Here is a 21,146-nt window from a genome sequence, read left to right as displayed (position 1 = left end):
CTCGACGCCGAAGGCGGCACCTGGAACAACGGCACCCGCACCCACCTCTGGACCTGCCACACCGGCCCCAACCAGAAATGGACCCTGCCCTAGCGAATAGCGCTTGGCCCATGGCGGCGCGCTCCCGGGGGGGGCGCGCCGCCATGGCGTCCCGGAGCCCCGAACGGAGCAGCGTCCGCCCCCGCGCGGCGGCGGCCGAGGCCGTACCGGGGAAGAATTTGCCCACCAGGAAGCATCGGGCGGCGAAGGCTGGTGAGACGTACGGGTATGGGAGTCGACTTCGAACGCAACGAGGACACCCGGAGCGCGGAGCTGCTGATCGGCACCCGGCCCCGGGCTCAGGTCGAGGGCGCGTACCGGCGGCTGGAGCACGAGGTGGCCACGCCGGGGCTGCGTACGGCGTTCTCCGTCGGCGCCCTGGACGCCTACGGATGGGCGCTGGGCCAGGCGGAGCGGGCACCGGTGACCGGCGCGGCCGTCGACGGTCTCGGCGGGGTCCCGTCCAGTTACGTGCTCACGGCCGAGCTGGACGCGGCCGTGGTGCAGCTGGGCGACCCCACCGAGGAGGCCGAGCGCGCCGCCCATGTCCGCGGTGTGCACGACGCGCTGGCCTGGGTCTGCGGCCTGGTGGACGACCGGCCGTAGCCGCTCCCCCGTGGGACGGGGGCGCGGCTCACCTCCGGCCGCCGGTCATATCCCCGGGCCGGGGTATCCGCCGGGGAAGCCCGGTGTTCGTCCCACCGGGCCGAACTCCATCGCCCGGGTCAGCCTGCGCAGCGTCTCCTCGGCGGTGCGCCGCACATCGCCGGGCACATCACCGCGCTCCGCGATCAGTCGGTCATAGATCGGCGCGTCGCCTCGCACAGCGGATTCCATGTCCCATCACCCTTCCGGGGCTCGGTTGATCGCACGCGGATCGCACACGTCGTTCGCTTGACCCCGCCGGCACTCCCGGCAGCGGTGGACGAGTGTACGGGGCCGGGCGCGGGCCGCCACCGGCAGCCCGGTCGGCCCGCGCCCCCTCGATGGCCCGTACCAGCTCACGTGCGCGGACCTGACAAGGCAGACTGGCCCCGTGCAGGCAGCGGATACCGGACACGGCGGGCCGGAAGGGGACGAGGACGAGCGGCGGTCCCGGCCGGGGGTGGTGCTGGCGGTGGCGGTGGCCGTCCCGATGGTGGGGACGGCCGGAGTATGGGCCCGCCCGATGGCGCGGCTGATGTCGGCGGTCGGCGGCCCGCTGGCGCTCGCGATGCTCTGCCTGGTGCTCTTCGGCGCCTTTGTGCTCTGCGCCCTGACCGCGCTGTGGGCGGTCGACCGGATCTCCCGTGCCCTGCGCCGCCGCCCGCGGCGGAACCAGGGCGGCCCCTGAACGCTCGACGGGGGATGCCCGTGTCGGGGGGCGGTCGAGGTCGTTGCACTTCGCGCCGGGAGTGTCACGGCTCCCGGCCCCAGTGACGTCGACCGGGCCGCAGGGCCCGACAAGGAGTATGAGATGACTGCGCGTTCCCGTCTGCGGATGGCCGCCGTGTGCGCCGGGGCCGTCGGTGCCGGAGTGGTGGCCGCCGCCTCCCCCGCCATGGCCGCCGGCGACGGTGCCCCGCCGACCACCGTGGGCGCCCCGGTCTCCACCGACCTCAACAGCACCGGGCTGCTGGGCGGGCAGTCCTCGCAGGGGCAGAAGCCCGGCCAGGCCTCTCCGCTGCCGGTGGGCGGGGCGCTGCTGGGCAGCGCCCTGCTGGGCGGGCTGCCCGCGCTGCCCCTGTCGGCCGGCTGAGAGGCCGGGCCGGGGTCAGAGCGCGGCGGCCATCCGGTGGACCGCCTCGGTGAGCAGCTCCGGGGAGGTGGCCAGATTGAGCCGGGCGTGCCCGGCGCCCCCGGTGCCGAACTCCGGTCCGGAGCTGAGCGCCACCCGGCCGCGGTCCAGGAAGACCGCGGCCGGGTCGTCGCCCAGGCCCAGGGCCCGGCAGTCCAGCCAGGCCAGATAGGTGCCCTCGGCGGGGCGGTAGCGGACCTCGGGCAGCCGCTCGGCGAGCAGACGGCCCAGCAGCAGCCGGTTGCGGTCCAGCCCGCCGCGTACCGCGTCCAGCCAGGCCCCGCCCTCCCGGAAGGCCGCGGTGTGGGCGAGCACTCCGAGGTGGCTGACCCCGTGGCCCACCTCCTCCGGGACCGCGGCCAGCTCGTGCCCGGCCTCCGGGCCGGCGACGGCGAGGGCGGCCTTCGCCCCGGCCAGGTTCCACGCCTTGGACGCCGACATCAGGCTGAAGCCCGTACCGGCGCCGGGGACGGAGAGATACGGCGTGAAGCGGACGCCCCGGGCGGTGAGCGGGGCGTGGATCTCGTCGGCGATCACCCGTACGCCGTACCGGTCGGCGAGGGCGGCGACGGCGGTCAGCTCCTCGGCGGTGTGCACGGTCCCGGTCGGGTTGTGCGGGCTGCACAGCAGCAGCGCCGCCCGCCCGCCGCCGGCCGTCACCTCCCGGAAGACCTCGGCCAGCCGCTCGGGATCGAGCCGCCATCCGGTGCCGAGGGGCGCCTCCACCACCCGCCGGCCCAGATGGGTGGCGAACGCGTAGAACGGCCGGTACACCGGGGAGTTGACCACCACGGCGTCGCCGGGCCCGGTGACCCGCTTCAGTAGCTCGACGGCACCGAGCATCACATCCGGGACCAGCAGGGTGCGTTCCACGGCCAGGTCGAAGCCCCAGCGCTCCTGGGCGAAGGCCGCCAGCGCCTCGGCGTACCCGGTGCCGTACGCGTAGCCGGTGTCGCCGGCCGCGACCGCCTCGGTCAGGGCCCGGGCCACCGGTTCGGCGAGCGGGACGTCCATCTCGGCCACCCAGAGCGGCAGCACGTCCTCGGCGTACCGCCGCCACTTGACGCTGGTACGGCGGCGCAGCCGGTCGAGGGTGAGCCGGCCGAGCGGGTCGGGTTCCGCCGTGTCGTCTATATCGTCGGGAATCGCGTCGTCCATGGCAGCCGAGTCTAGGAAGCCGCTGTCGGGCGGTGGCGGGTGGTCACAGCCCGGCGGGCCCGGCGCCGCCCTGGAGGCGCTCGATGTCGGAGGGGCGGACCTGGATGACGAAGAGCGCGATCACCGCGGCGACCGCGGCCAGCGCGGCGGCCACGATGAACCCGGCCGAGACGCCGGAGGTGAGAATGGCGTCCGCGTACGGCTTGGGGAGCGCCCCGGTGAGTCGGAAACGCAGCTGCTCGGCGGGGGCGGCCTCGGTGAGGAACTGCCGGATCTGCCGGGCGGCCTCGTTGGCGGAGGCAGTGCCGAAGACGGTGACCAGGATGGACAGCCCCAGCGAGCCGCCGACCTGCTGGGTGGCGTTGAGCAGCCCGGAGGCGGCCCCGGACTCCTGGACGGCGACGTTGGACAGGGCCATCAGGGTCAGCGAGACGAACTGCAGGCCCATCCCGAAGCCGAAGACCAGCATCGGGCCGAGGATGCTGCCGGCATAGGTGGAGTCCACGTCGACCTGGGTCAGCCAGGCAAGGCCCGCGGCCGCGAACAGCGCGCCGGTGATCATGAACGGTTTGGGCCCGAAGCGCGGCAGCAGCCGGGACGCCAGACCCGCGCCCACCGCGATGATGGCGCTGACCGGCAGGAACGCCAGCCCGGCGGCGAGCGGGGTGAAGCCCATGACGTCCTGGACGAAGAGGGTGAGGAAGAAGAACATCCCGAACATGGCGGCGGCCAGGCTGAGCATCATGCCGTAGGTGCCCGCGCGGTTGCGGTCGGCGAACATGTGCAGCGGGGTGATCGGCTGCCGGGACCGGCGTTCGATCAGCACGAAGACGCCGAGCAGCACCACCGCGGCCGCGAAGGACAGCACGGTGAGCCAGTCGCCCCAGCCGTGCTGGGAGGCGCGGATGAAGCCGTAGACCAGCAGCACCATGCCGGCGGTGGCGGTCAGCGCGCCGGCCAGGTCGAAGTTGCCCGGATGGCGCTCGGACTCCCGGATGTAGCGCGGGGTGAGGAAGACGACGAGCAGCCCGATGGGCACGTTGACGAAGAACACCCAGCGCCAGTCGAGCCATTCGACGAGCATCCCGCCGGCCAGCAGCCCGATCGCACCGCCGCCGGCCGACACCGCGGCGAACACCCCGAAGGCGCGGTTGCGTTCGGGCCCCTCCGGAAAGGTGGTGCTGACCAGGGCCAGCGCGGTGGGTGAGGCGATGGCCCCGCCGACGCCCTGGAGGGCGCGGGCGGCCAGCAGTTGCGCCGAGTCCTGCGCCAGGCCGCCGAGCAGGGAGGCGAGGACGAAGAGCAGCACACCGGCCATGAACACCCGCCGGCGGCCCAGGATGTCGCCGGCCCGGCCGCCGAGCAGCAGCAGCCCGCCGAAGGTGAGGGTGTAGGCGTTGACCACCCAGGACAGGTTGGCGGTGGAGAAGTCCAGCGACCGCTGGATGTGCGGCAGGGCGATGTTCACGATGGTGATGTCGAGCACCACCATCAGCTGGCAGGCGGCGATGACCAGCAGCGCGATGCCGCTGCCGGCCGGCCGCCCGGAAGCCTTGGTCTGCGGGGCGGGGGCCGGCGCGGGTGTGGTCATGGCGGGGATCCCGAGGCCTGGGGGACGGCGGTGGGCCCGTCGCACCGGGCGGCGGACCGGCCTCCGCGGCGTCGGCGGCGCCGTGGTGTCGGTGGCGGAGGCCACCGTTCGACGGTACGCCCGGGGTGGGCGGCGGACCACTCGGGAGCCCGCCGCGCTCACAAGCCCCGGGCCCCGGGGTCACGCCTCCGGGTGCGGGGTGCCGACGCGCAGCCGGTTGCCGTCCGGGTCGCGCAGCTCGACCTCGCGGGCCCAGGGCGCGTCCACCGGTTCGGCGCCGAACTCCGCGGCGACGGCGTCCACATCGCGTACCCGCAGATAGACCAGGGTGTCGGGACGGGCGTCGCCCAGGTGCTCGGAGAGGAACAACCGGACGGGCCCGCGGGCGACTTCGGCGAAGACCGGGAAGCCCGGCTCGAAACGGTGCTCCCACTGCCGTACGAAGCCGAGCCGGGCGTACCAGGCGGCGGCGGTGGCGGCGTCGCGGACATGGAGCACCGGAATGGCCTCCTCGGGCGGGGAGGGCCGCGGCTCGGTCATCTCAGTGGAGGTGGACGGTGCTGTCCGGGGCGAAGGCGTGGCGCGCCCGGTGCTCGCGGGCCTGCTGCTCGGTGGCGAGCGTGGAGCGGCCCATGGCGCGGTCGCGGGCGGTACGGGCCTGGTGGCCCACGCACACCTGGCAGGTGGCGGCGTACCCCGGGAGCTCGGCGCGGTGCTCGGCGGCGATGTGCCGGGCCAGGCGCAGCTGCGCCTCCCCCTCGGCCGCTTCGTCGGCCCCGGGCAGCGGGTCCCGCGCGGCCAGGTGCTTCATCTCGCAGTAGAGCGGGAAGCAGTCCTCGCACCCCCACATCCAGGCGGGCGGGAGGGGCCAGTCCTGCCCGTCCTCCGGAAACACACCGTCGTCCATGCCGTCGTCCATGCCCGCACGGTAGCGCCGCGCGCGGACCGGGGGGCGGGGTTCGGCGGTTTCCCCGGGGCGGGACGGCCGGATCGTGCCCGCGAGGTGGATCGCGTGGCCGGGAGGTGGTTCCCGGGCCCGGGGGTTTCCGGTCGGCCGTTGCCCATGCCCCCGCGGGCGTTTCCCGGGCCCGGCGGGGGTTTCCTTAGACTCAGGGGCGTGGAGCTGCGGCATCTGGAACATTTCGTGGCGGTCGCCGAGGAGGGGAACGTCACCCGGGCCGCCGCCCGGCTGCGTCTGGCGCAATCCGGGCTCTCGGCCTCGCTGCGGGCCCTGGAACGCGATCTGGGCGCCGAGCTCTTCCGCCGTACCCCGCGCGGGGTACGGCTGACCGACGCGGGCGGGGCGCTGCTGGTGGAGGCGCGGCGCACCCTGGCCGGCGCGGCGGCGGCCCGGGAGGCGGTCGCGGCGGTGCGGGACGCGGTGGTCGGCACCCTCCGGGTGGGCACCGAGCAGTGCATGGGCGCGGCGGACCCGTTCGGGCTGCTGGTCGCCTTCGGGGCGCGCCACCCCTCGGTGGAGGTGCGGGTGGAGCAGGCCGGTTCGGCGGTGCTGCTGGAGCGGCTGCGGCAGGGCCGGCTGGATGTGGCGTTCACCGCCGGGCCCGGGGACGCGGCGGGGGTGCGGCTGCGGCCGCTGGCCCGGGAGCGGATGGTGCTGCTGTGCGCGCCGGGCCACCGGCTGGCGGACGGGACGGAGCCGCTGCCGCCGGCGCTGCTGGCCGGTGAGCCGTTCGTGGACCTGCATCCGCAGTGGGGTGCGCGCGCGGCGGCGGACGCGGTGTTCGCCGCGGCCGGGGTGGTGCGGAGCGTCGGGATGCAGCTGGACGATGTGCACAAGCTGCTGGAGGTGGTGGCCGCCGGGCACGCGGTGGCGCTGGTGCCGCGGTCCGTGGCGGCCAAGGACCAGGCGCGCGGGCTGGTCCGGCGGGAGCTGGACCGGGACACCTGCTGGGAGGTCTCGGTGGCCCACCCGGACGGGGTGCGGGCCTCCGCGGCGGTCCGGGCGCTGCTCGCCCGGCTGGACGCGGCCCGCGACGACGGCGCGGCCTGACCGCCCGCCCGGCGCCCGCAGTGCTCACCGTCGCTGAGCACTGCGGGCGGCGATCACCGCGGGCGATGGCCGCCATCAGCGTTCCGTGTTGGACAGGGCCGCGCCCGGCACCGAGGCTGGAGCGGTGACAGAGACATCCCCACACTCCGCCCTGCCCACCCGCCGCATCGGAGAGGACCAGGTCGGCGCCGTCGGACTGGGCGCCATGCCGCTCTCCGTGGAGGGCCGGCCCGACGAGCGGCAGGCCGTCGCCACCGTGCACGCGGCGCTCGACGCGGGCGTCACCCTGATCGACACCGCCGACGCCTACCATCTCGACACCTCCGACCCCGGCCACAACGAGCTGCTGATCGCCCGGGCGCTGCGGGAGTACGGCGGGGACACCTCGTCGGTGCTGGTCGCCACCAAGGGCGGGCACACCCGCCCGGACGGCACCTGGGCCCTGGACGGCTCGGCCGGCTATCTCCGAGAGGCGGTGGAGGGGTCGCTGCGCCGGCTGGGCGTGGAGGCGATCGGGCTGTACCAGCACCACCGGCCGGACCCCGAGGTGCCGTACGAGGAGACGCTCGGCGCGCTGAAGGAGCTGTACGACGCGGGGAAGATCCGCGGCGCGGGGATCTCCAACGCCGACCCGGAGCAGATCCGGCTGGCCCGGGACATCCTGGGCGAGCGGCTGGTGGCGGTGCAGAACCAGTTCTCCCCCGCGTTCCGCTCCAGCCTGCCCGAGCTGGAGCTATGCGAGGAGCTGGGCCTGGCCTTCCTGCCGTGGAGCCCGCTGGGCGGGATCGGCGGGGCGTCCGCGCTGGGCTCGGAGCACCGGGTGTTTCACGAGGTGGCCGAGGAGGTCGGGGCGAGCCCGCAGCGGGTCTGCCTGGCCTGGATGCTGGCGCTGTCGCCGTGTGTGATCCCGATCCCCGGGGCGCGCCGGACGGAGAGCGTACGCGACTCCGCGCAGGCCCCCTTCCTCACGCTGAGCGAGGAGCAGCTCGCCCGGCTGAGCACCGCGGCCTGACCGCGAGCGCCCGGCCCTCGGCTCGTCGTCCTCGGCTCAGCGCGCGGCGAGCACGATCCACACCGGCCCTTGGGCGAAGGCCAGCGGGCGCCCGTCCGGGGTGGTGAAGGTGGTGCCGCCGCCCGCCCCGGGGCGGCTCCACCGGGCCTCGTACCCCCGGCCGTCGCGCAGCACCAGCGCCGTACCGGAGCCGGTGGTCTCGGTGTACGGGGAGACGCTGCCCCAGCGGTCGTGGAACCGGGAGGGGCGGACCTGGGTGTGCTGTACCACAACCGTGGCCGCGGTCAGCGGCCCGCCGTCGGTGGTACGGGCGGGGGTGCCGTCCATCGCCACCCGCCACCGCCGCTCGCCGGGCGACCAGGTGAAGGTGAACCGGGCGGCCGGGAAGCGGACGGTGTGCTCGGTGATCCGCTTCCCGCCGGGCGGCGCCGCACCGAAGCGGAAGCCGATGTCCCGCGCCCGCTCGGCGCGCGGGGCGGCGTCCAGCGCCGCCCGGGGCCGCAGATAGAGGTTGTGCGGCGCGGGCCGGGAGGGTTCGCGCAGATAGGCGGCCGGGGCGGCCTCCGGCGGCAGCGGGTACAGCGGCGCGGCCTCGATCAGCGGGATCAGCGCGCTCTGCGCCCCGGAGTAGGCGAGCGCCGGCCGGCCGAACTGGCGCAGCAGTTCGAGGTCGGCCTCCCGGGCGCTGCGCACCGGGCCGACCCGCGGCGGCAGCCGGGAGGAGAACACCGCGAGCAGCCGGCTCTGCCCGGCCTCGACCTGCTCGGCGTAGACCAGGTCGGCCGCGCCGAGACCGGTGTGCGGCCGGGCCGGCCGGACGTTGTCGATCTTGACGGCCAGCACCGGCGCGGCCTCGCGCACGGGCAGCCCGGTGAGCGGTGACACCCCGCGGGCCGGGGCGCTGGGCGCGGTGCGGTCCGGAGCGGGGGCCGGGCATCCGGTCAGCCCCGCGGCGAGGACGGCGCACAGCACCCCGGCCGCCGCCACCGTGCCGGCCCGTCCGCTTCCGCGTATGGCACCCATCGGCCCGCTCCTCGCCCGTACCCGCCCCGGGGGCGCGTACGTCCTGCCGTCCAGTGGAGCACGGCGGGCCGGGCCGCCGCCATGGCTCGCCGGCCGGGCTCCCCCGCGGGCGGCTCAGTACGGGGCGGCCGCGCCCCACACCGCGTAGGCCACCACCCCGGCGACGCAGAGCATCACCACCGCGGCGCCCAGGCTGGTGTGCCGGGACCTGCGGGCGGTGGGGCGACGCTCCCTTCGGGTGCGGCGGCCGCTCCGGCGGCGGGATCCGGCGGCCGCTTCCGCCCGCCGTCCGCCGGGGCCGGCCGGTCCGGGGTCGGCGGCCGTCTCGGCGAGCAACCGGCGGCAGGCGGCGGCCAGTTCGGCGGAGGAGGCGGACCGGGGCATCAGCACCTCGGAGCGGGCCGGGGCGGTGGTGCCGCCGGGCAGGATGCGCCCGGCGCGCAGCCGGAGCTCGTCCCGGCCCCCGGTGGGCGCCAGGCTGATCCAGCGCCGCACATGCTCGCCGCGTATCACCACACCCCCGGAGCGCTCCCGGTACACGGTGTGCTCCCGCCACAGGACCCTCGCCAAGTCCTCCGCCACATCACGCAGTTGCGCGCTCATTCCCGTTCCCCCTCGCCGGTGCGCCGATGACCGGCACCGCACTCTAGACGATGGGTCACCGGCGTCCGGCGCCGGGCCGCTGGCGCGGAGGCGGTGCCTTCAGACGTCGTGCCCGCGGGCGGCCAGCCACCGGTGCACGGCGGCCTTGTCGGACACGCCGATCCGCGCGGGCCCTTCGCGCCACGGCCCCTCGTCCTCGTTGAAGGCGGTGTCGGTGACCCGGGCGGTCGCCCAGTCGGCCAGTTCCCGGGCGGCCTCGGCGGAGAGCGAGCGCCGCTCCCACTGGCGGCGCGCGTCGGCGGCGGACGCCGGGTCGTGCCGGGCGGCCTCGTCGAGCCAGAGCGGCACGAGCCGTTCGACGGTCTGCCGGTCCTCCTCCGGGGCGGGGTCGTTCGGGGTGGCGTCTCGGGATGCGTCCATGCCCCCATGTGTGACCGCCTCCCCCGCCCCGTATGCCTGACCGGGGCGCTTCCGGTGGCCGGTGGGCCCCGCCCGTTGCGGCAATCGGGTGAAGTCCCGGGCAGCCGGGCGCCGGGCCGTTACGTGATCGGGGCAGCGCGGTTACGCAAGCGAACCCGAACGCTCCGGGTCTACCGACGATAAGGATGCAGCATGATCAAGAAGGTTCTGGCCACCGCCGGTGTCGCCGCCGCCGCCCTGGCCGCCGGTGCCCCGATGGCCGCGGCCGTGGGTGATGGCGAGATCAGCACCCAGAACGGCAACTTCTCGACGCAGAGCTACGGCAACACCGTCACCGGTGGGTACATGAGCCCGCAGATCGGTCTGGTCCAGGGCTCGCTGAACAAGCTCTGCCTCGGTGTGCCGGCCCAGGCCGACATCCAGAACGTCGTGGGTCTGGTGAACGTCGGCATCCAGGACCTGGTCAACGACACCCAGAACCAGACCTGCACCGAGAACTCCACCGCCGTCAAGGGCGACAGCGCGCTGTCGCACCTGCTGGAGAACGTCATCTCCGAGAACCTCGCCGCGTCGGTCGAGGACTGAGCGGCGGGCGGTCGCGGAGACGACCGCCGTCGCGATCCGGCCGGTCCGTGGGGCGTACGCGCCTCCGCGGGCCGGCCGGCCGTTTTCCCGGCCCCGCTCCTGCCGGTTGGGCCGTGTCCCGCCTCCCCCGAGGCGGCGGGACGCGGTCGGGTCAGGGGGCCGGGCGTACGGCCCGGGCGGGCACCGAGAGGCTGGCCCAGACGGTCTTGCCCCGCACCGGGGAGATGTCCCAGGACCACTCGTCGCTGACCGCGCCGACCAGGGCGAGGCCCCGGCCGCCGGTCTCCGAGACACCGGCCCGGCGCGGGCGGGGCGCCTCGGGGCTCGGGTCGGCGACGGCGCACACCACGGCCTCCGGATAGCGGAAGAGGCCCAGCCAGACCGGGTACTCGGCCGGTTCGGCCGCCGGGTGGCCGAGTCCGTGCCGTACGGCGTTGGTGACCAGTTCGCTGACGATCAGCGCCATGTCCGGGCCGACCGAAGGCAGCGACCAGCCGCGCAGGGTCGCCTCGGTGAACCGGCGCGCCCGGGCGGGGCTGCGCGGGCAGCCCTCCAGCGCACAGGCGGCGAAGGAGCCGAGGTCCGCGTCGTCCGGCAGCCCGCCGGAGGTTTCGCCCGCCGGGTCCGCGGGGGCCGGGACGACCGCCCGTCCTCCACCGCCGACGCTGGTCTGTAAGGCCGTCATGTGAACCGTCACTGGACATGTCCCCCTGAGGGCTTGGGAGTTGGGTGATGCGACATCCGACCGGGAACGAGTATCGTCGGGTCAACGGGCAAAACGCAATTGCGTCCGGGATTGCATTCAGGCCGTCGTCGGTCCGTTCGGACCGGCGCGGCGGACACCATTGGAGGGACCATGGGCGAGCACGGGCTTCACGGGACACCGGCCGTTGCGGCACCGGCCAACGGAATTCCGGCCGGGGAACTGACCTCGGCGCACTGGATCAAGAGCAGTCACAGCAACCCCACCGGGAACTGCGTCGAGCTGTCCCCGCTGGCCGACGGCAGTGTGGCCGTCCGCAACTCCCGGGATCCGCAGGGTCCCGCGCTGGTCTACACCCGGGACGAGATCGCCGCCTTCCTGGCGGGCGCCCGGGACGGCGACTTCGACTCGGTGCTCGGCTGAGACTCAGTGCTCGGCTGAGACCCGGCCGGGTTCCCGGTCGGTATCCGGTCGGGCCGCCGGCCCGCGGGGAGAATCCCCGCGGGCCGGACCCGGCGCCACCCCACCCGCCCGCGCGTCCAACGGGCCCCGCTCCCCGGCATATTCCGACCGGATCGCGCCGGGCGGGGGCGTCACCGTCTGGCCGCGCGGGCGCACTCTGGGTACCGTCGTACGTCCTTCCCCGTGAGCAGGAGCGCCCCCGATGACGTCGACGGAACCGCATCCACCGCTGTTCGTAAGACCTTTGGGTTCGGTCGAGCACAATCCGACGGCCCTCAAGCTGATCCTGGGCGCCAAACTCCGCGAGCTGCGGCTGCGGGCCGGGCTCGACCCGGCGGCCGTGGACTCCCGGCTCGGGTTCTCCCGTTCCAAGACCAGCCGGATGGAGCTGGGCCGACACGGCTGCAAGGCCGTCGACGCCCAGGCGCTGCTGCGGCTGTACGGGGTCCAGGACGAGCACGCGGTCGAGGAGTTCCTGCGGCTGGCGGCGCAGTCCCGGCGGCAGGACTGGTGGAGTACCTACCACGACGTCCTGCCGGAGTTCCTCGCGCCGCTGGTGGCGCTGGAGGGCGCGGCCGCCATCATCCGGGCGTACGAGCCGTTCTACGTCCCGGGGTTGCTGCAGACGCCGGCGTACGCCCGCGCGGTGATCGAGTCCGGGCCGGCGCGGCTGATGCCGCACGAGGTGCGCCGCCGGATGGATCTGCGCCAGGAGCGGCAGCGCCAGCTCGACCAGCCGGACGCGCCCCGGCTGTGGGCGGTGCTCGACGAGTCGGTGCTGCTGCGCAGGGTGGGCGGGCCGCTGGTGATGCGGGAGCAACTGGAGTTCCTGGCCGCCATGATGGCGCGTTCCCATGTGACGGTGCAGGTCGCCCCGCTGGATGTGACGGCCGCGGTCGGGGTGGGCACGGGCGTCACCTATCTGCGGTTCGCGCTCACCGATCTCAGGGACGCCGTGTACATCGAGCATCTGACGGACAGCACCTTCAGCCAGAAGCCGCACATGGTCGAGCAGTACCGGGACATGATGGACCGGCTGAGCGCCTGCGCGCTGACCCCGAAGGAGACGCTCGCCCTGGTGCACGAGCGGCTCGCGGCGTACTGAGCCCACCCACACGGCGAGGGCCGGGGCGCCCCCGCGGAGGGGCGGCCCGGCCCTCGCCGTTGCCGTTGCCGGTGCGGCGGGTGTCAGCCGAGCCGGGCGACCCCGCCCCACTCCACCCATTCGTCGGTCTGCTGGACGGGCGCCAGATCGTTGTCGGCGCGCCAGGTGGACACCTCCACCAGCCCGGGGTCCAGGATGCTCAGGCCCTCCACGCCCTCCAGGAAGCCGGCGAGTTCGTGCTGCTCGCGGACCCGGCCCCAGTGGCCGCCGGTCGCCTCCGCCATGAAGTCGGTGACGAACTTCCTGATCTCCGGCCGGTCGCTGACCAGTTGGCACACCACCAGGAAGCTGCCGGGCACCAGCCGACGGGCCACGTCGCGGACCAGCGCGGCCGGGTCGTCCTCGTCGGGGATGCAGTGCAGCACCGAGACGAACAGCGCCGCCACCGGCTGGTCGAAGTCGATCAGCCGGCGGGTCTCCTCGTGGCCGAAGATGCCGTCGGTGTCCCGCATATCGGCCTGGATGACGGTGGTCCGCTCGTTCTCGTCCAGCAGGGCCCGGCCGTGGGCGAGCACGATCGGGTCGTTGTCCACGTAGACGACGGCGGCCTCGGGGTCCACGGCCTGGGCGACCTGGTGGACGTTGTCCTGGGTGGGCAGCCCGGAGCCGTGGTCGATGAACTGGCGGATGCCGTACTCCTGGGCCAGCACCCGCACCACCCGCCGCAGGAAGTGGCGGTTGTTGACCGCCAGCGTCATGGTGCTGGGCACCTGCTCCAGCAGCTGTGCGCAGGCGGCGCGGTCGGACTCGTAGTTGTCGCTGCCCCCCAGGAAGAAGTCGTACATACGTGCCACGCTGGGGACATCGGTGTCGATGGCCTCAGGACTCCACAACTCGCGTGCTGCCATCCTCGCCTCATCCGCGTCGGGTGCCGGTTGCGCCGCAGGCCGCCGCCGGCTCGGGCCGCGCTCCGGCGGCCGCGACCGGCGGTCCTGACGGTCGTACGAGAGGCTCATGCTAGGAAGAACGGATCGCACTGGTACAGGAGTTGGCGATATCTCGCACAACCCGGCGCGCTTTTCGGCCATTTCTCGCCGAGTGCGCGCCGGGCGGCCTGGTGGATCAGCGGCGGGGCGGGAGCCGGTGCAGGGTGACCTCGGTGAGGCGGCCGCCGTCGAGTTCGGCGGTCATATACGTGCAGTGCGGCTGGCGGCGGCGGTCCGTCGGGGAGCCCGGGTTGAGCAACCGCAGGCCCCCGGGCGCGGTGGTGTCCCAGGGGATGTGGCTGTGGCCGAAGACCAGTAGGTCCAGATCGGGGAACCGGTCTTCGCAGCGGCGCTCGCGCCCCTGGGCGCCACCGGTCTCGTGGACGACGCCGACGCGCAGCCCGTCCAGCTCGGCGCGGGCCACCTCGGGCAGCCGGGCGCGCAGTGCGGGCCCGTCGTTGTTGCCGTACACGGCGATCAGCCGCCGGGAGCGGGCGGTCAGCAGGTCCAGGGTGGCGGTGTCGGTCCAGTCGCCCGCGTGCACCACCGCGTCGGCCTCCTCGACGGCCGCCAGCAGGGGCGCGGGGAGCTCTCGCGCGCGCCGGGGCAGATGGGTGTCGGAGGTGAGCAGCAGTCGCACGCGGTGGCCCCCTCAGCGGTGGTGGTCCTGGAGGCGGTGCCCGATGAGGTGGGACCGCCAGGAGTTGGAGCACACATGGGCGCGCCAGCCCCGGTCCCAGTGTGCCCGCCGGCGGCCATGGGACGCCGCGGTGGGGGGCTCGCCGACCGGGGCGGCGGCCAGCGCGGTGAGGACGGCGGTGAGGGCGGCCAGCTCGGTGGGCGTGGGGGCGCCGCGGAGGATGCGCAGATGATGGGGCATTCGCTCATGCTCGGCCGGTGCTCGACGGGCGGGCATCCGCTGTACGGCCGTCCGGGTGAGCGGAGGCCCGAGCCCGGCGGGACGGTGGCCGCGGCGGTAGGGCGCGGGTGGCCGCCTCCGTACGGGTGAGATGGGCGCCCGCACGGCGTGGCGCTTTGTTGCGCGGCGCGCCGGGCCGCACATGGGGGCGGGGCCGGTGCGCGCGGGCGGCCCCCGTGCGGGAAGCGGCGGCGCCCGGGGCCCGGGAAGGGGCCTCGGGCGGCCCCGGTCCGGGGCGGTCCGGGGGCCGCTCACCCTGGCGGCGCAACCACGGCCGGATTTCTTCGCCGCGCGCCGCCGTCGGGCCGCTGGCGATGCTGTGGGGACGAAAGCGACGAAAGGGCTTGACTCATGGCCACGTTGTGCAGACCGGCGGTGTCCGTCCCCGAGCACGTGATCACCATGCAGGAGACTCTCGACCTGGCGCGCTCCATCCACGCGGACCATCCCCAGCTGCCGCTGGCCCTGCGGCTGATGGAGAACACCGGTGTCCAGAAGCGCCATCTGCTGCGCCCCATCGAGGAGACGCTGCGCCACGACGGCTTCGAGGTCCGCAACCGCATATACGAGGAGGAGGCGAAGGCCCGGGTGCCCGCGGTGATCAACCGGGCGCTGGAGGACGCGGAGCTGCGCGCCCAGGACATCGACGTGATCGTCTATGTCTCCTGTACGGGCTTCATGATGCCCTCGCTCACCGCCTGGCTGATCAACACCATGGACTTCCGCTCCGACACGCGGCAGATCCCCATCGCCCAGCTGGGCTGCGCGGCCGGCGGAGCGGCGATCAACCGGGCGCACGACTTCTGCACCGCCTACCCGGAGGCGAACGCCCTGATCGTCGCCTGCGAGTTCTGCTCGCTGTGCTACCAGCCGACCGACCTCGGCGTCGGCAACCTGCTGTCGAACGGGTTGTTCGGCGACGGGATCGCGGCCGCGGTGATGCGCGGCCGGGGCGGCACCGGGGTGGCGCTGGAGCGCAACGGCTCCTATCTGGTCCCCGAGACGGTGGACTGGATCGCCTACGACGTCCGCTCCACCGGCTTCCACTTCAAGCTGGACAAGCGGGTGCCGGGCACCATGGAGCCGCTGGCGCCGGCGCTGATGGAGCTGGCCGGGCAGCACGACTGGGACGCCACCGACCTGGACTTCTACATCATCCACGCCGGCGGCCCGCGCATCCTGGACGACCTCAGCAAGTATCTGAAGGTGCCGGCGGAGGCGTTCCGCTTCAGCCGGGCGACGCTGACCGAGTACGGCAACATCGCAAGCGCGGTGGTGCTGGACGCGCTGCGGCGGATGTTCGACGAAGGCGGCGCCGAGGACACCGCCCGCGGCCTGCTGGCCGGTTTCGGCCCCGGCATCACCGCCGAGATGTCGCTCGGCCGGTGGACGGTCGCCGACCGCGTACCGGACACCGCCTCCGAGCTCGTCTCCGATCTGGTGGAGGAACCCAGCCGTGTGGGATGAGACGACGACCGCCACGGTCCAGGACCGGGCGGAGGTCTGCCCGGTCACCGGCCGGAGCCTGCCGCCGGTGCGCAACTGGCCTGCGCTGGACCTGCACGGGACGGACTTCGACCCGGTGCTGGCCGAGCTGATGCGGGAGGGCCCGCTCACCCGGATCAAGCTGCCCAACGGCGGCGGCTGGGCCTGGCTGGTCACCCGGTACGACGATGTCCGGGCGGTCACCAACGACCCGCGGTTCAGCCGCAAGCTGGTGGTGGACCACGATGTGACCCGGCTGGCGCCGCACTTCATCCCGGTGGACGGGGCGGTCGGCTTCGAGGACCCGCCGGACCACACCCGGCTGCGCCGCTCGGTGGCGCCGGCGTTCACCACCCGGGGCGTGGAGCGGCTGCGGGACAGCGCCCGGGAGATGCTGGACGAGCTGGTCGCGGGGATCCTCGCGGACGGCCCGCCGGCCGACCTCACCGAGCGGCTGCTGGGCCCGTTCCCGCTGGCGGTGGTCTGCGAGCTGATGGGCGTGCCCGCGTCCGACCGGCCGAAGATGCACGAGTGGACCAATCTGATCCTCTCCTCCGCGCAGGGCGTGGAGCGCAGCCAGCGGGCCAAGGAGGACATGTGCTCCTCCTTCGCCGACCTGCTGGCCCAGCCCAAGGACAACGCCGACGAGGACAGTGTGCTGGGGCTGCTCGGCACGGCGATCGCCCACGGCGAGATCACCGCCTCGGAGGCGGTGGGCCTGTCGCTGCTGATCCAGATCGGCGGTGAGGCGGTCACCAACAACGCCGGCAACATGCTCTATCTGCTGCTGACCCGGCCGGAGCTGATGGAGCGGCTGCGGGCGGAGCCGGCGGCCCGGCCCCGGGCGGTGGACGAGCTGCTGCGCTACATCCCGCACCGCAGCGCGGTGGGCCTGTCCCGGATCGCGCTTCAGGACGTGGAGGTGGCGGGCACGGTCATCGCCGAGGGCGAGGCGGTGTACGTCTCCTATCTGTCGGCCAACCGGGACCCGGAGGTCTTCGCCGACCCGGAGTCGCTGATCCTGGACCGCTCCCCCAATCCGCATGTGGCCTTCGGCTACGGGCCGCACTACTGCGTGGGCGCGATGCTGGCCCGGCTGGAGTCGGAGCTGCTGGTAGACGCGTTCTGCGACCGCTTCCCCGGGCTGCGGCTCGCGGTGCCGCCCGAGGAGGTCCCGTTCCGGCGCGGTGCGCTGATCCGCGGCCCCGAGGCGCTTCCGGTGACCTGGTGACGGCGCACCAGCAGGCGCCCGCCTCGCTGCTGGCCGAGACCCCCGACGGGCTGCTGGTGCCGCGGGGGCAGGGCCGTACGCTGCGGGCCCCGGCGCACGAGGTGACCTTCAAGGTGACCGGGGAGCACTCGCGGGCGGCCTCCAGCTTCGAGGTGGTGGTGCCGCCCGGGTTCGATGTGGGCGCCCATGTGCACACCCGCAGCGAGGAGTTGTTCTACGTACTGGAGGGCGAGCTCGATGTGCTCGCCTTCGAGCCCCGGGTGCGCACCCGGGAGGACTGGCGGAACTGGGAGTCCTCGTCGGGCCGGCGCACCGTGCGGGCCACCCCGGGCACGGTGATCGTGGTGCCGCCGGGCTGCCCGCACGCCTTCGCCAACCGCTCGGGCGAGCCGGCGCGGATGTTCTTCCAGGCCTCCCCGCCGCCGGACCACGAGCGGTACTTCGAGGAGCTGCTGGAGATCCTGGACGGCGGCGGGGAGCCCGACCATGCCGCGATCGCCGCACTGCGGGCCCGCTACGACATCGAGCAGCTGACCCCGCTGCGCCACGACGCCGACCGGGGCTGACCGGGAGGACCGTTCGGGGCCCCGCCGTCCATGACGGCGGGGCCTCCTCGCGTACGCGTGTACCCGCGCCTCAGCGGTCCAGTTCCCGGTGCGCGGTCTCCGGCAGCCGCAGATAGACCAGCGAGGACAGCAGGCAGAGCGCCGAGACGTACCAGGCGAACAGCCCGGGCCGATCGATCTCCCGGAAGAGTGTGCCGAGGTAGGGGGCGGTGCCGCCGAAGAGGGCGACGGTGAGGGAGTACGGGAAGCCGATCCCGGCCGCCCGCACCCTGGCCGGGAAGGTCTCCGCGTTCACGGCGGCCGAGACCGAGGTGAAGCCGGTGAGCAGCACCATCCCGGCGCAGGCGACCAGCAGCAGGGAGGTGAAGGAGTCCACCGCCCGCAGCAGCGCCACCGCGAGCAGGGTGAAGCCCAGGCCGAAGAAGAGCAGCAGCGGCTTGCGCCCGAACCGGTCGGAGAGCAGCCCGCCGAGCGGTTGCAGCGCCGCGAAGAAGGCGAGCGCCAGGGTGGAGGCGAGCAGGGTGTCGCCCTTGTCGACTCCGGACAGCTCGGCGTAGGTGGGCAGATAGGACGTCCAGGTGTAGTACGCGAGGGTGCCGCCGGCGGTGATGCCGCAGATCAGCAGGGAGGCGCGGGGGTGGTGGCGCAGCGCGTCGAACAGCCGGGGGCGGGGCGCGGCGGGGTGCTCGGGCTTGCGCAGGGTCTCCTCCGCGCCGCGCCGGATCCAGAAGCCGACGAGGCTGAGGACCGCCCCCAGCAGGAAGGGGATCCGCCAGCCCCACTCCCCCATCGGCCCGTCGCCGAGGGTGCTGACCAGGACGGCGGCGAGCCCGGAGGCGGCGAGCTGGCCGAGGGTGGTGGAGACGTACTGGAAGCTGGAGAACAGCCCGCGCCTGCCGGGCCCGGCCGACTCGACCAGGAAGGTGGTGGAGGCGGCGAACTCACCGCCCACGGAGAGCCCCTGGAGGAGGCGGGCGGTCACCAGCACCACCGGCGCGGCCAGTCCGGCCGAGGCGTAGGACGGGGTGAGGGCGACCAGCAGGCTGCTGCCGCCCATGAGCAGGATGGTGGTGGTCAGCGCGGCGCGCCGGCCGTGCCGGTCGGCGACGGCCCCCATCAGCAGCCCGCCGACCGGCCGCATGAAGAAGCCCACGGCGAAGACCGCGAACGTGGAGAGCAGCGGCACCAGGGAGTTGTCCGCGCTCTTGGGGAAGACCTGGGCGGCGATATAGGTGGCGAGGAAGGTGTACGCGTACCAGTCGTACCACTCGACGGCGTTGCCGACCGAGGCGGCGAGCAGCTGCCGGACCGGGCGGCGGGGCGGGGCGGGTGCCTGCGTCTCCTGGGTCATGATCACGCCCCTCCCCCGCGGCCGGAGGCGGCACACCCGCGCCGTGTGACGTCTTCGTGTCGGCTCCCGTCCGGCGGGGCCGCGGGGGCAGGCGGTCAGGACGCCGGGAAGGTCTTCAGCACCTTTCCGGCGCTGTCCGCGACCAGGTAGCCAGCGGCCCCGTAGGCGTTGGACAGATACACCCGCAGGCTGGGCCGGTCGTCGTTGAAGGTCCAGCGATCGGCGATCACATAGCGCAGGTTCGGGTCCTCGACGGCCAGTTCGCGCTCCGCGCGCTCCATCAGCTCCGGGAGGCGGTCCCAGGCGAGCTTCCCGGGGTCGAAGGACGGCCCGGAAGCGCCGCTCGCGGTGGTCGTTCCGCCCGGGCCGATCCGCCGGGCGGTGCCGTTCCGGAACTCGTAGTTGTCGAAGGTGAGGGCGCCGGGCTTGGTGGGGATCTTGGCGAGGGCGTACTCCGGGTAGACGTTCACGCCGATGAGCTGGTCGCTGCCGCTCGCCTCGCCGAACGCCTTCAGCACCGCCCGGACGTTGGCCGGGGTGAGCAGGCTGCCCTCGGTGTCGGCGGTGCCGCGCCCGGCCGGGCTCCCGGCGGTGCTCGGTTCGTCCGCCGGGCGCGTCCGACCGGTGCCGGTGGGGCCCGCCTGACCGCCGCCGTCGCGCGCTCCCCGGTCCGCCGCCGAACCGGTGGCCGTGGTCTTCCCGCTTCCGGTGGAGCGGTCGCCGGTTCCGTCGTCCGGCGGGAGCAGATAGACGCCCGCCAGGACGGCGGCCCCGGCGAGGACGCCGAGCCCGGCCCAGAGCGGGGCCCGGCGGCGCGGGCGGGAGCGCGGGCGGGCGGCCCGGTCGGCGGGAGGCGGGCCGAACACCCCGTGCGGGGGTGTGGCGGCGCCCGGGGCCGCGCCCGGCGTCCAGCCGCCGCTGGGCGGCGGGGTGTAGGCGGGGTGGGTGTACGCGGACGGGGTGGCGTGGCCCGAGGTGTCCTGGGGACGGGATGGGGAGGCGGGGCCCGGCGTGTGCTGAGCATGCGGCGAGGTGGGATAGCCCGGCGTGTCCTGGGGGCGGGGCGGGGTGCCGGATGCGAGCGGTACGGTGCCGGGGTCGCCGCCCGCTTCCCGTAGCGCCGCCTCGGCCAGCAGCCGGTCCAGTGCGGCGGCGTCCGGCCGGGCGGCCGGGTCGCGGACCAGCAGCCGGTCCAACACCGGGGCGAGGGCGCCGGAGCGGACCGGCGGGGGGATCGGGTCGTCCAGGACGGCGACCACGGTGGCCAGGCTGGTGGCCCGGCGCAGCGGGTGGTGGCCCTCGGCCGCCACGTACAGCAGCATGCCGAGCGACCACAGGTCGGAGGCGGGGTTGCCCTCCTCGCCGCGCACCCGTTCCGGGGCGATGAACTCGGGTGAGCCCATCAGGTCGCCGGTGGAGGTGAGCCGGGAGGTCGACTCGTCCAGGACCGCGATGCCGAAGTCGGTGAGCACCGCGTGCCCGTCCGGCCGGAGCAGGACGTTGGCCGGCTTGACGTCCCGGTGCTGGATGCCGGCGGAGTGCGCGGCGGCGAGGGCGGAGAGCACCTCGCGGCCGAGCCGGATCACCTCGGGCACCGGCATCGGGCCGGCGGCGAGCCGGTCGTACACCGAGTGTCCGGCGACCAGCTCCATCACGATCCACGGAGGCGAGCCGTCCGGTGGTTCCACGATGTGGTGGATGGTGACCACATGGGGGTTGGAGAGCCGGGCCAGCGCCCTGGCCTCGCGGATCGCGCGGGCGCGGAACTGGGCGGTGAGCCCGGGCCTGGCCGCCTCCGCCGCGGGCTCCGGCGGGCGGACCTCCTTGAGGGCGACCTCGCGGTCGAGGGCGGTGTCGCGGGCCCGCCAGACGGTGCCCATGCCGCCGCTGCCGAGCGGGGACACCAGTCGGAAGCGCCCGTCGACCAGGGGTCTGTCGGCCTCACTCATGCTCATGGCCGGACATAGTAGGAGGCCCGTCGGACAGCGCGGACCCCGGCCGGTCACCCGAGGGGGCCGCGGACCGTCCCGGGCGTGCGGAGCCCCGGCGCGCTCGGGGCGCGCCGGGGCCCGGGGGGGGGGGGCGGGACGGCCGCGGGGGGCGGGGGAGCGGGGCATGT

The 21,146-nt window shown here is 74.6% G+C and carries 25 protein-coding genes; 11 read left to right on the top strand and 14 right to left on the bottom strand.

The window, feature by feature from the left end:
• Positions 1–267: 267 nt before the first annotated feature.
• Entirely contained in the window at positions 268–645 is a 378-nt protein-coding gene (locus tag ABZ945_RS32350) for a hypothetical protein (RefSeq protein WP_361276943.1), read from the top strand.
• Positions 646–690: 45 nt separating this feature from the next.
• Here the strand turns inward: ABZ945_RS32350 and ABZ945_RS32345 are convergent, their stop codons facing one another.
• Complete coding sequence (locus ABZ945_RS32345; protein WP_361276942.1) at positions 691–876, bottom strand: hypothetical protein; 186 nt, start codon at positions 874–876, stop codon at positions 691–693.
• 199 nt (positions 877–1,075) lie between these two features.
• Here ABZ945_RS32345 and ABZ945_RS32340 point away from each other — a divergent pair, with 199 nt between their 5' ends.
• The gene (locus ABZ945_RS32340) at positions 1,076–1,372 is read left to right on the top strand and encodes a hypothetical protein (RefSeq protein ID WP_361276940.1); all 297 of its coding nucleotides are present in this window, start codon (positions 1,076–1,078) and stop codon (positions 1,370–1,372) included.
• A gap of 123 nt (positions 1,373–1,495) precedes the next feature.
• Positions 1,496–1,777, top strand: a complete 282-nt coding sequence (locus ABZ945_RS32335) for a hypothetical protein (RefSeq protein WP_361276938.1) — start codon at positions 1,496–1,498, stop codon at positions 1,775–1,777.
• Between the two features lie 15 nt (positions 1,778–1,792).
• Here the strand turns inward: ABZ945_RS32335 and ABZ945_RS32330 are convergent, their stop codons facing one another.
• The 4 genes from ABZ945_RS32330 to ABZ945_RS32315 form a co-directional block, all read right to left on the bottom strand.
• Complete coding sequence (locus ABZ945_RS32330; protein WP_361276936.1) at positions 1,793–2,974, bottom strand: aminotransferase class I/II-fold pyridoxal phosphate-dependent enzyme; 1,182 nt, start codon at positions 2,972–2,974, stop codon at positions 1,793–1,795.
• Between the two features lie 43 nt (positions 2,975–3,017).
• Positions 3,018–4,565: an MFS transporter gene (locus tag ABZ945_RS32325; RefSeq protein WP_361276934.1), complete on the bottom strand. Its 1,548-nt coding sequence runs from the start codon at positions 4,563–4,565 to the stop codon at positions 3,018–3,020.
• Positions 4,566–4,745: 180 nt separating this feature from the next.
• Positions 4,746–5,105, bottom strand: coding sequence for a glyoxalase superfamily protein (locus ABZ945_RS32320; protein ID WP_361276932.1), 360 nt, complete (start codon positions 5,103–5,105; stop codon positions 4,746–4,748).
• Between the two features lies 1 nt (position 5,106).
• Positions 5,107–5,484 (bottom strand): hypothetical protein, encoded by a 378-nt coding sequence (locus ABZ945_RS32315; protein WP_361276930.1) that lies wholly within the window; start codon positions 5,482–5,484, stop codon positions 5,107–5,109.
• A 198-nt stretch (positions 5,485–5,682) separates the two neighbouring features.
• Here ABZ945_RS32315 and ABZ945_RS32310 point away from each other — a divergent pair, with 198 nt between their 5' ends.
• Together ABZ945_RS32310 and ABZ945_RS32305 are read left to right on the top strand one after the other, a co-directional pair.
• Positions 5,683–6,576 carry a LysR family transcriptional regulator gene (locus tag ABZ945_RS32310; protein WP_361276928.1) on the top strand — a complete coding sequence of 298 codons (894 nt, stop codon included), beginning with the start codon at positions 5,683–5,685 and terminating at the stop codon, positions 6,574–6,576.
• Positions 6,577–6,727: 151 nt separating this feature from the next.
• Positions 6,728–7,588 carry an aldo/keto reductase gene (locus ABZ945_RS32305; RefSeq protein ID WP_361276948.1) on the top strand — a complete coding sequence of 287 codons (861 nt, stop codon included), beginning with the start codon at positions 6,728–6,730 and terminating at the stop codon, positions 7,586–7,588.
• Between the two features lie 36 nt (positions 7,589–7,624).
• On the opposite strand, the gene ABZ945_RS32300 is transcribed toward ABZ945_RS32305, so the two are convergent.
• The 3 genes from ABZ945_RS32300 to ABZ945_RS32290 form a co-directional block, all read right to left on the bottom strand.
• Positions 7,625–8,611 carry a DUF3048 domain-containing protein gene (locus ABZ945_RS32300; protein WP_361276926.1) on the bottom strand — a complete coding sequence of 329 codons (987 nt, stop codon included), beginning with the start codon at positions 8,609–8,611 and terminating at the stop codon, positions 7,625–7,627.
• Positions 8,612–8,725: 114 nt separating this feature from the next.
• Positions 8,726–9,214 carry a hypothetical protein gene (locus ABZ945_RS32295; protein ID WP_361276924.1) on the bottom strand — a complete coding sequence of 163 codons (489 nt, stop codon included), beginning with the start codon at positions 9,212–9,214 and terminating at the stop codon, positions 8,726–8,728.
• A gap of 99 nt (positions 9,215–9,313) precedes the next feature.
• Positions 9,314–9,634 (bottom strand): hypothetical protein, encoded by a 321-nt coding sequence (locus ABZ945_RS32290; protein WP_361276922.1) that lies wholly within the window; start codon positions 9,632–9,634, stop codon positions 9,314–9,316.
• 192 nt (positions 9,635–9,826) lie between these two features.
• Between ABZ945_RS32290 and ABZ945_RS32285 the strand changes: the two genes are divergently transcribed.
• The gene (locus ABZ945_RS32285; RefSeq protein WP_248632981.1) at positions 9,827–10,219 is read left to right on the top strand and encodes a rodlin; all 393 of its coding nucleotides are present in this window, start codon (positions 9,827–9,829) and stop codon (positions 10,217–10,219) included.
• 151 nt (positions 10,220–10,370) lie between these two features.
• Here ABZ945_RS32285 and ABZ945_RS32280 read toward each other — a convergent pair whose 3' ends face one another.
• Positions 10,371–10,904 carry an ATP-binding protein gene (locus ABZ945_RS32280; RefSeq protein WP_361276920.1) on the bottom strand — a complete coding sequence of 178 codons (534 nt, stop codon included), beginning with the start codon at positions 10,902–10,904 and terminating at the stop codon, positions 10,371–10,373.
• Positions 10,905–11,075: 171 nt separating this feature from the next.
• Between ABZ945_RS32280 and ABZ945_RS32275 the strand changes: the two genes are divergently transcribed.
• Entirely contained in the window at positions 11,076–11,345 is a 270-nt protein-coding gene (locus ABZ945_RS32275; RefSeq protein WP_361276918.1) for a DUF397 domain-containing protein, read from the top strand.
• A gap of 241 nt (positions 11,346–11,586) precedes the next feature.
• Entirely contained in the window at positions 11,587–12,489 is a 903-nt protein-coding gene (locus ABZ945_RS32270; RefSeq protein WP_361276916.1) for a helix-turn-helix transcriptional regulator, read from the top strand.
• A gap of 83 nt (positions 12,490–12,572) precedes the next feature.
• Here the strand turns inward: ABZ945_RS32270 and ABZ945_RS32265 are convergent, their stop codons facing one another.
• From ABZ945_RS32265 to ABZ945_RS32255, 3 genes are all read right to left on the bottom strand, one after another.
• Complete coding sequence (locus ABZ945_RS32265) at positions 12,573–13,397, bottom strand: SAM-dependent methyltransferase (protein WP_361276914.1); 825 nt, start codon at positions 13,395–13,397, stop codon at positions 12,573–12,575.
• A 214-nt stretch (positions 13,398–13,611) separates the two neighbouring features.
• Positions 13,612–14,115, bottom strand: a complete 504-nt coding sequence (locus ABZ945_RS32260) for a metallophosphoesterase (protein WP_361276912.1) — start codon at positions 14,113–14,115, stop codon at positions 13,612–13,614.
• Positions 14,116–14,127: 12 nt separating this feature from the next.
• On the bottom strand, positions 14,128–14,355 hold the full coding sequence (locus ABZ945_RS32255) for an acyl-CoA carboxylase epsilon subunit (RefSeq protein WP_361276910.1): 228 nt from the start codon (positions 14,353–14,355) through the stop codon (positions 14,128–14,130).
• Between the two features lie 390 nt (positions 14,356–14,745).
• Between ABZ945_RS32255 and ABZ945_RS32250 the strand changes: the two genes are divergently transcribed.
• From ABZ945_RS32250 to ABZ945_RS32240, 3 genes are read left to right on the top strand one after another with little or no spacing between them, the layout of a single operon-like run.
• The gene (locus tag ABZ945_RS32250) at positions 14,746–15,861 is read left to right on the top strand and encodes a type III polyketide synthase (RefSeq protein WP_361276908.1); all 1,116 of its coding nucleotides are present in this window, start codon (positions 14,746–14,748) and stop codon (positions 15,859–15,861) included.
• 58 nt (positions 15,862–15,919) lie between these two features.
• The gene (locus ABZ945_RS32245; RefSeq protein WP_361276945.1) at positions 15,920–17,110 is read left to right on the top strand and encodes a cytochrome P450; all 1,191 of its coding nucleotides are present in this window, start codon (positions 15,920–15,922) and stop codon (positions 17,108–17,110) included.
• Complete coding sequence (locus tag ABZ945_RS32240; RefSeq protein WP_361276906.1) at positions 17,107–17,676, top strand: cupin domain-containing protein; 570 nt, start codon at positions 17,107–17,109, stop codon at positions 17,674–17,676. Before ABZ945_RS32245 ends, ABZ945_RS32240 begins: the two co-directional genes overlap by 4 nt.
• A 70-nt stretch (positions 17,677–17,746) precedes the next feature.
• Here ABZ945_RS32240 and ABZ945_RS32235 read toward each other — a convergent pair whose 3' ends face one another.
• On the bottom strand, positions 17,747–19,027 hold the full coding sequence (locus ABZ945_RS32235; RefSeq protein ID WP_361276904.1) for an MFS transporter: 1,281 nt from the start codon (positions 19,025–19,027) through the stop codon (positions 17,747–17,749).
• A 95-nt stretch (positions 19,028–19,122) separates the two neighbouring features.
• A complete protein-coding gene (locus ABZ945_RS32230; protein ID WP_361276902.1) occupies positions 19,123–20,982 on the bottom strand; it encodes a protein kinase in 1,860 nt (619 codons plus the stop codon).
• Positions 20,983–21,146 lie beyond the last annotated feature (164 nt).

The organism is Streptomyces sp. NPDC046887, assembly GCF_040644755.1.
Classification (GTDB): domain Bacteria; phylum Actinomycetota; class Actinomycetes; order Streptomycetales; family Streptomycetaceae; genus Streptomyces; species Streptomyces lichenis.
This window is presented reverse-complemented; position numbering and strand designations above follow the sequence as displayed.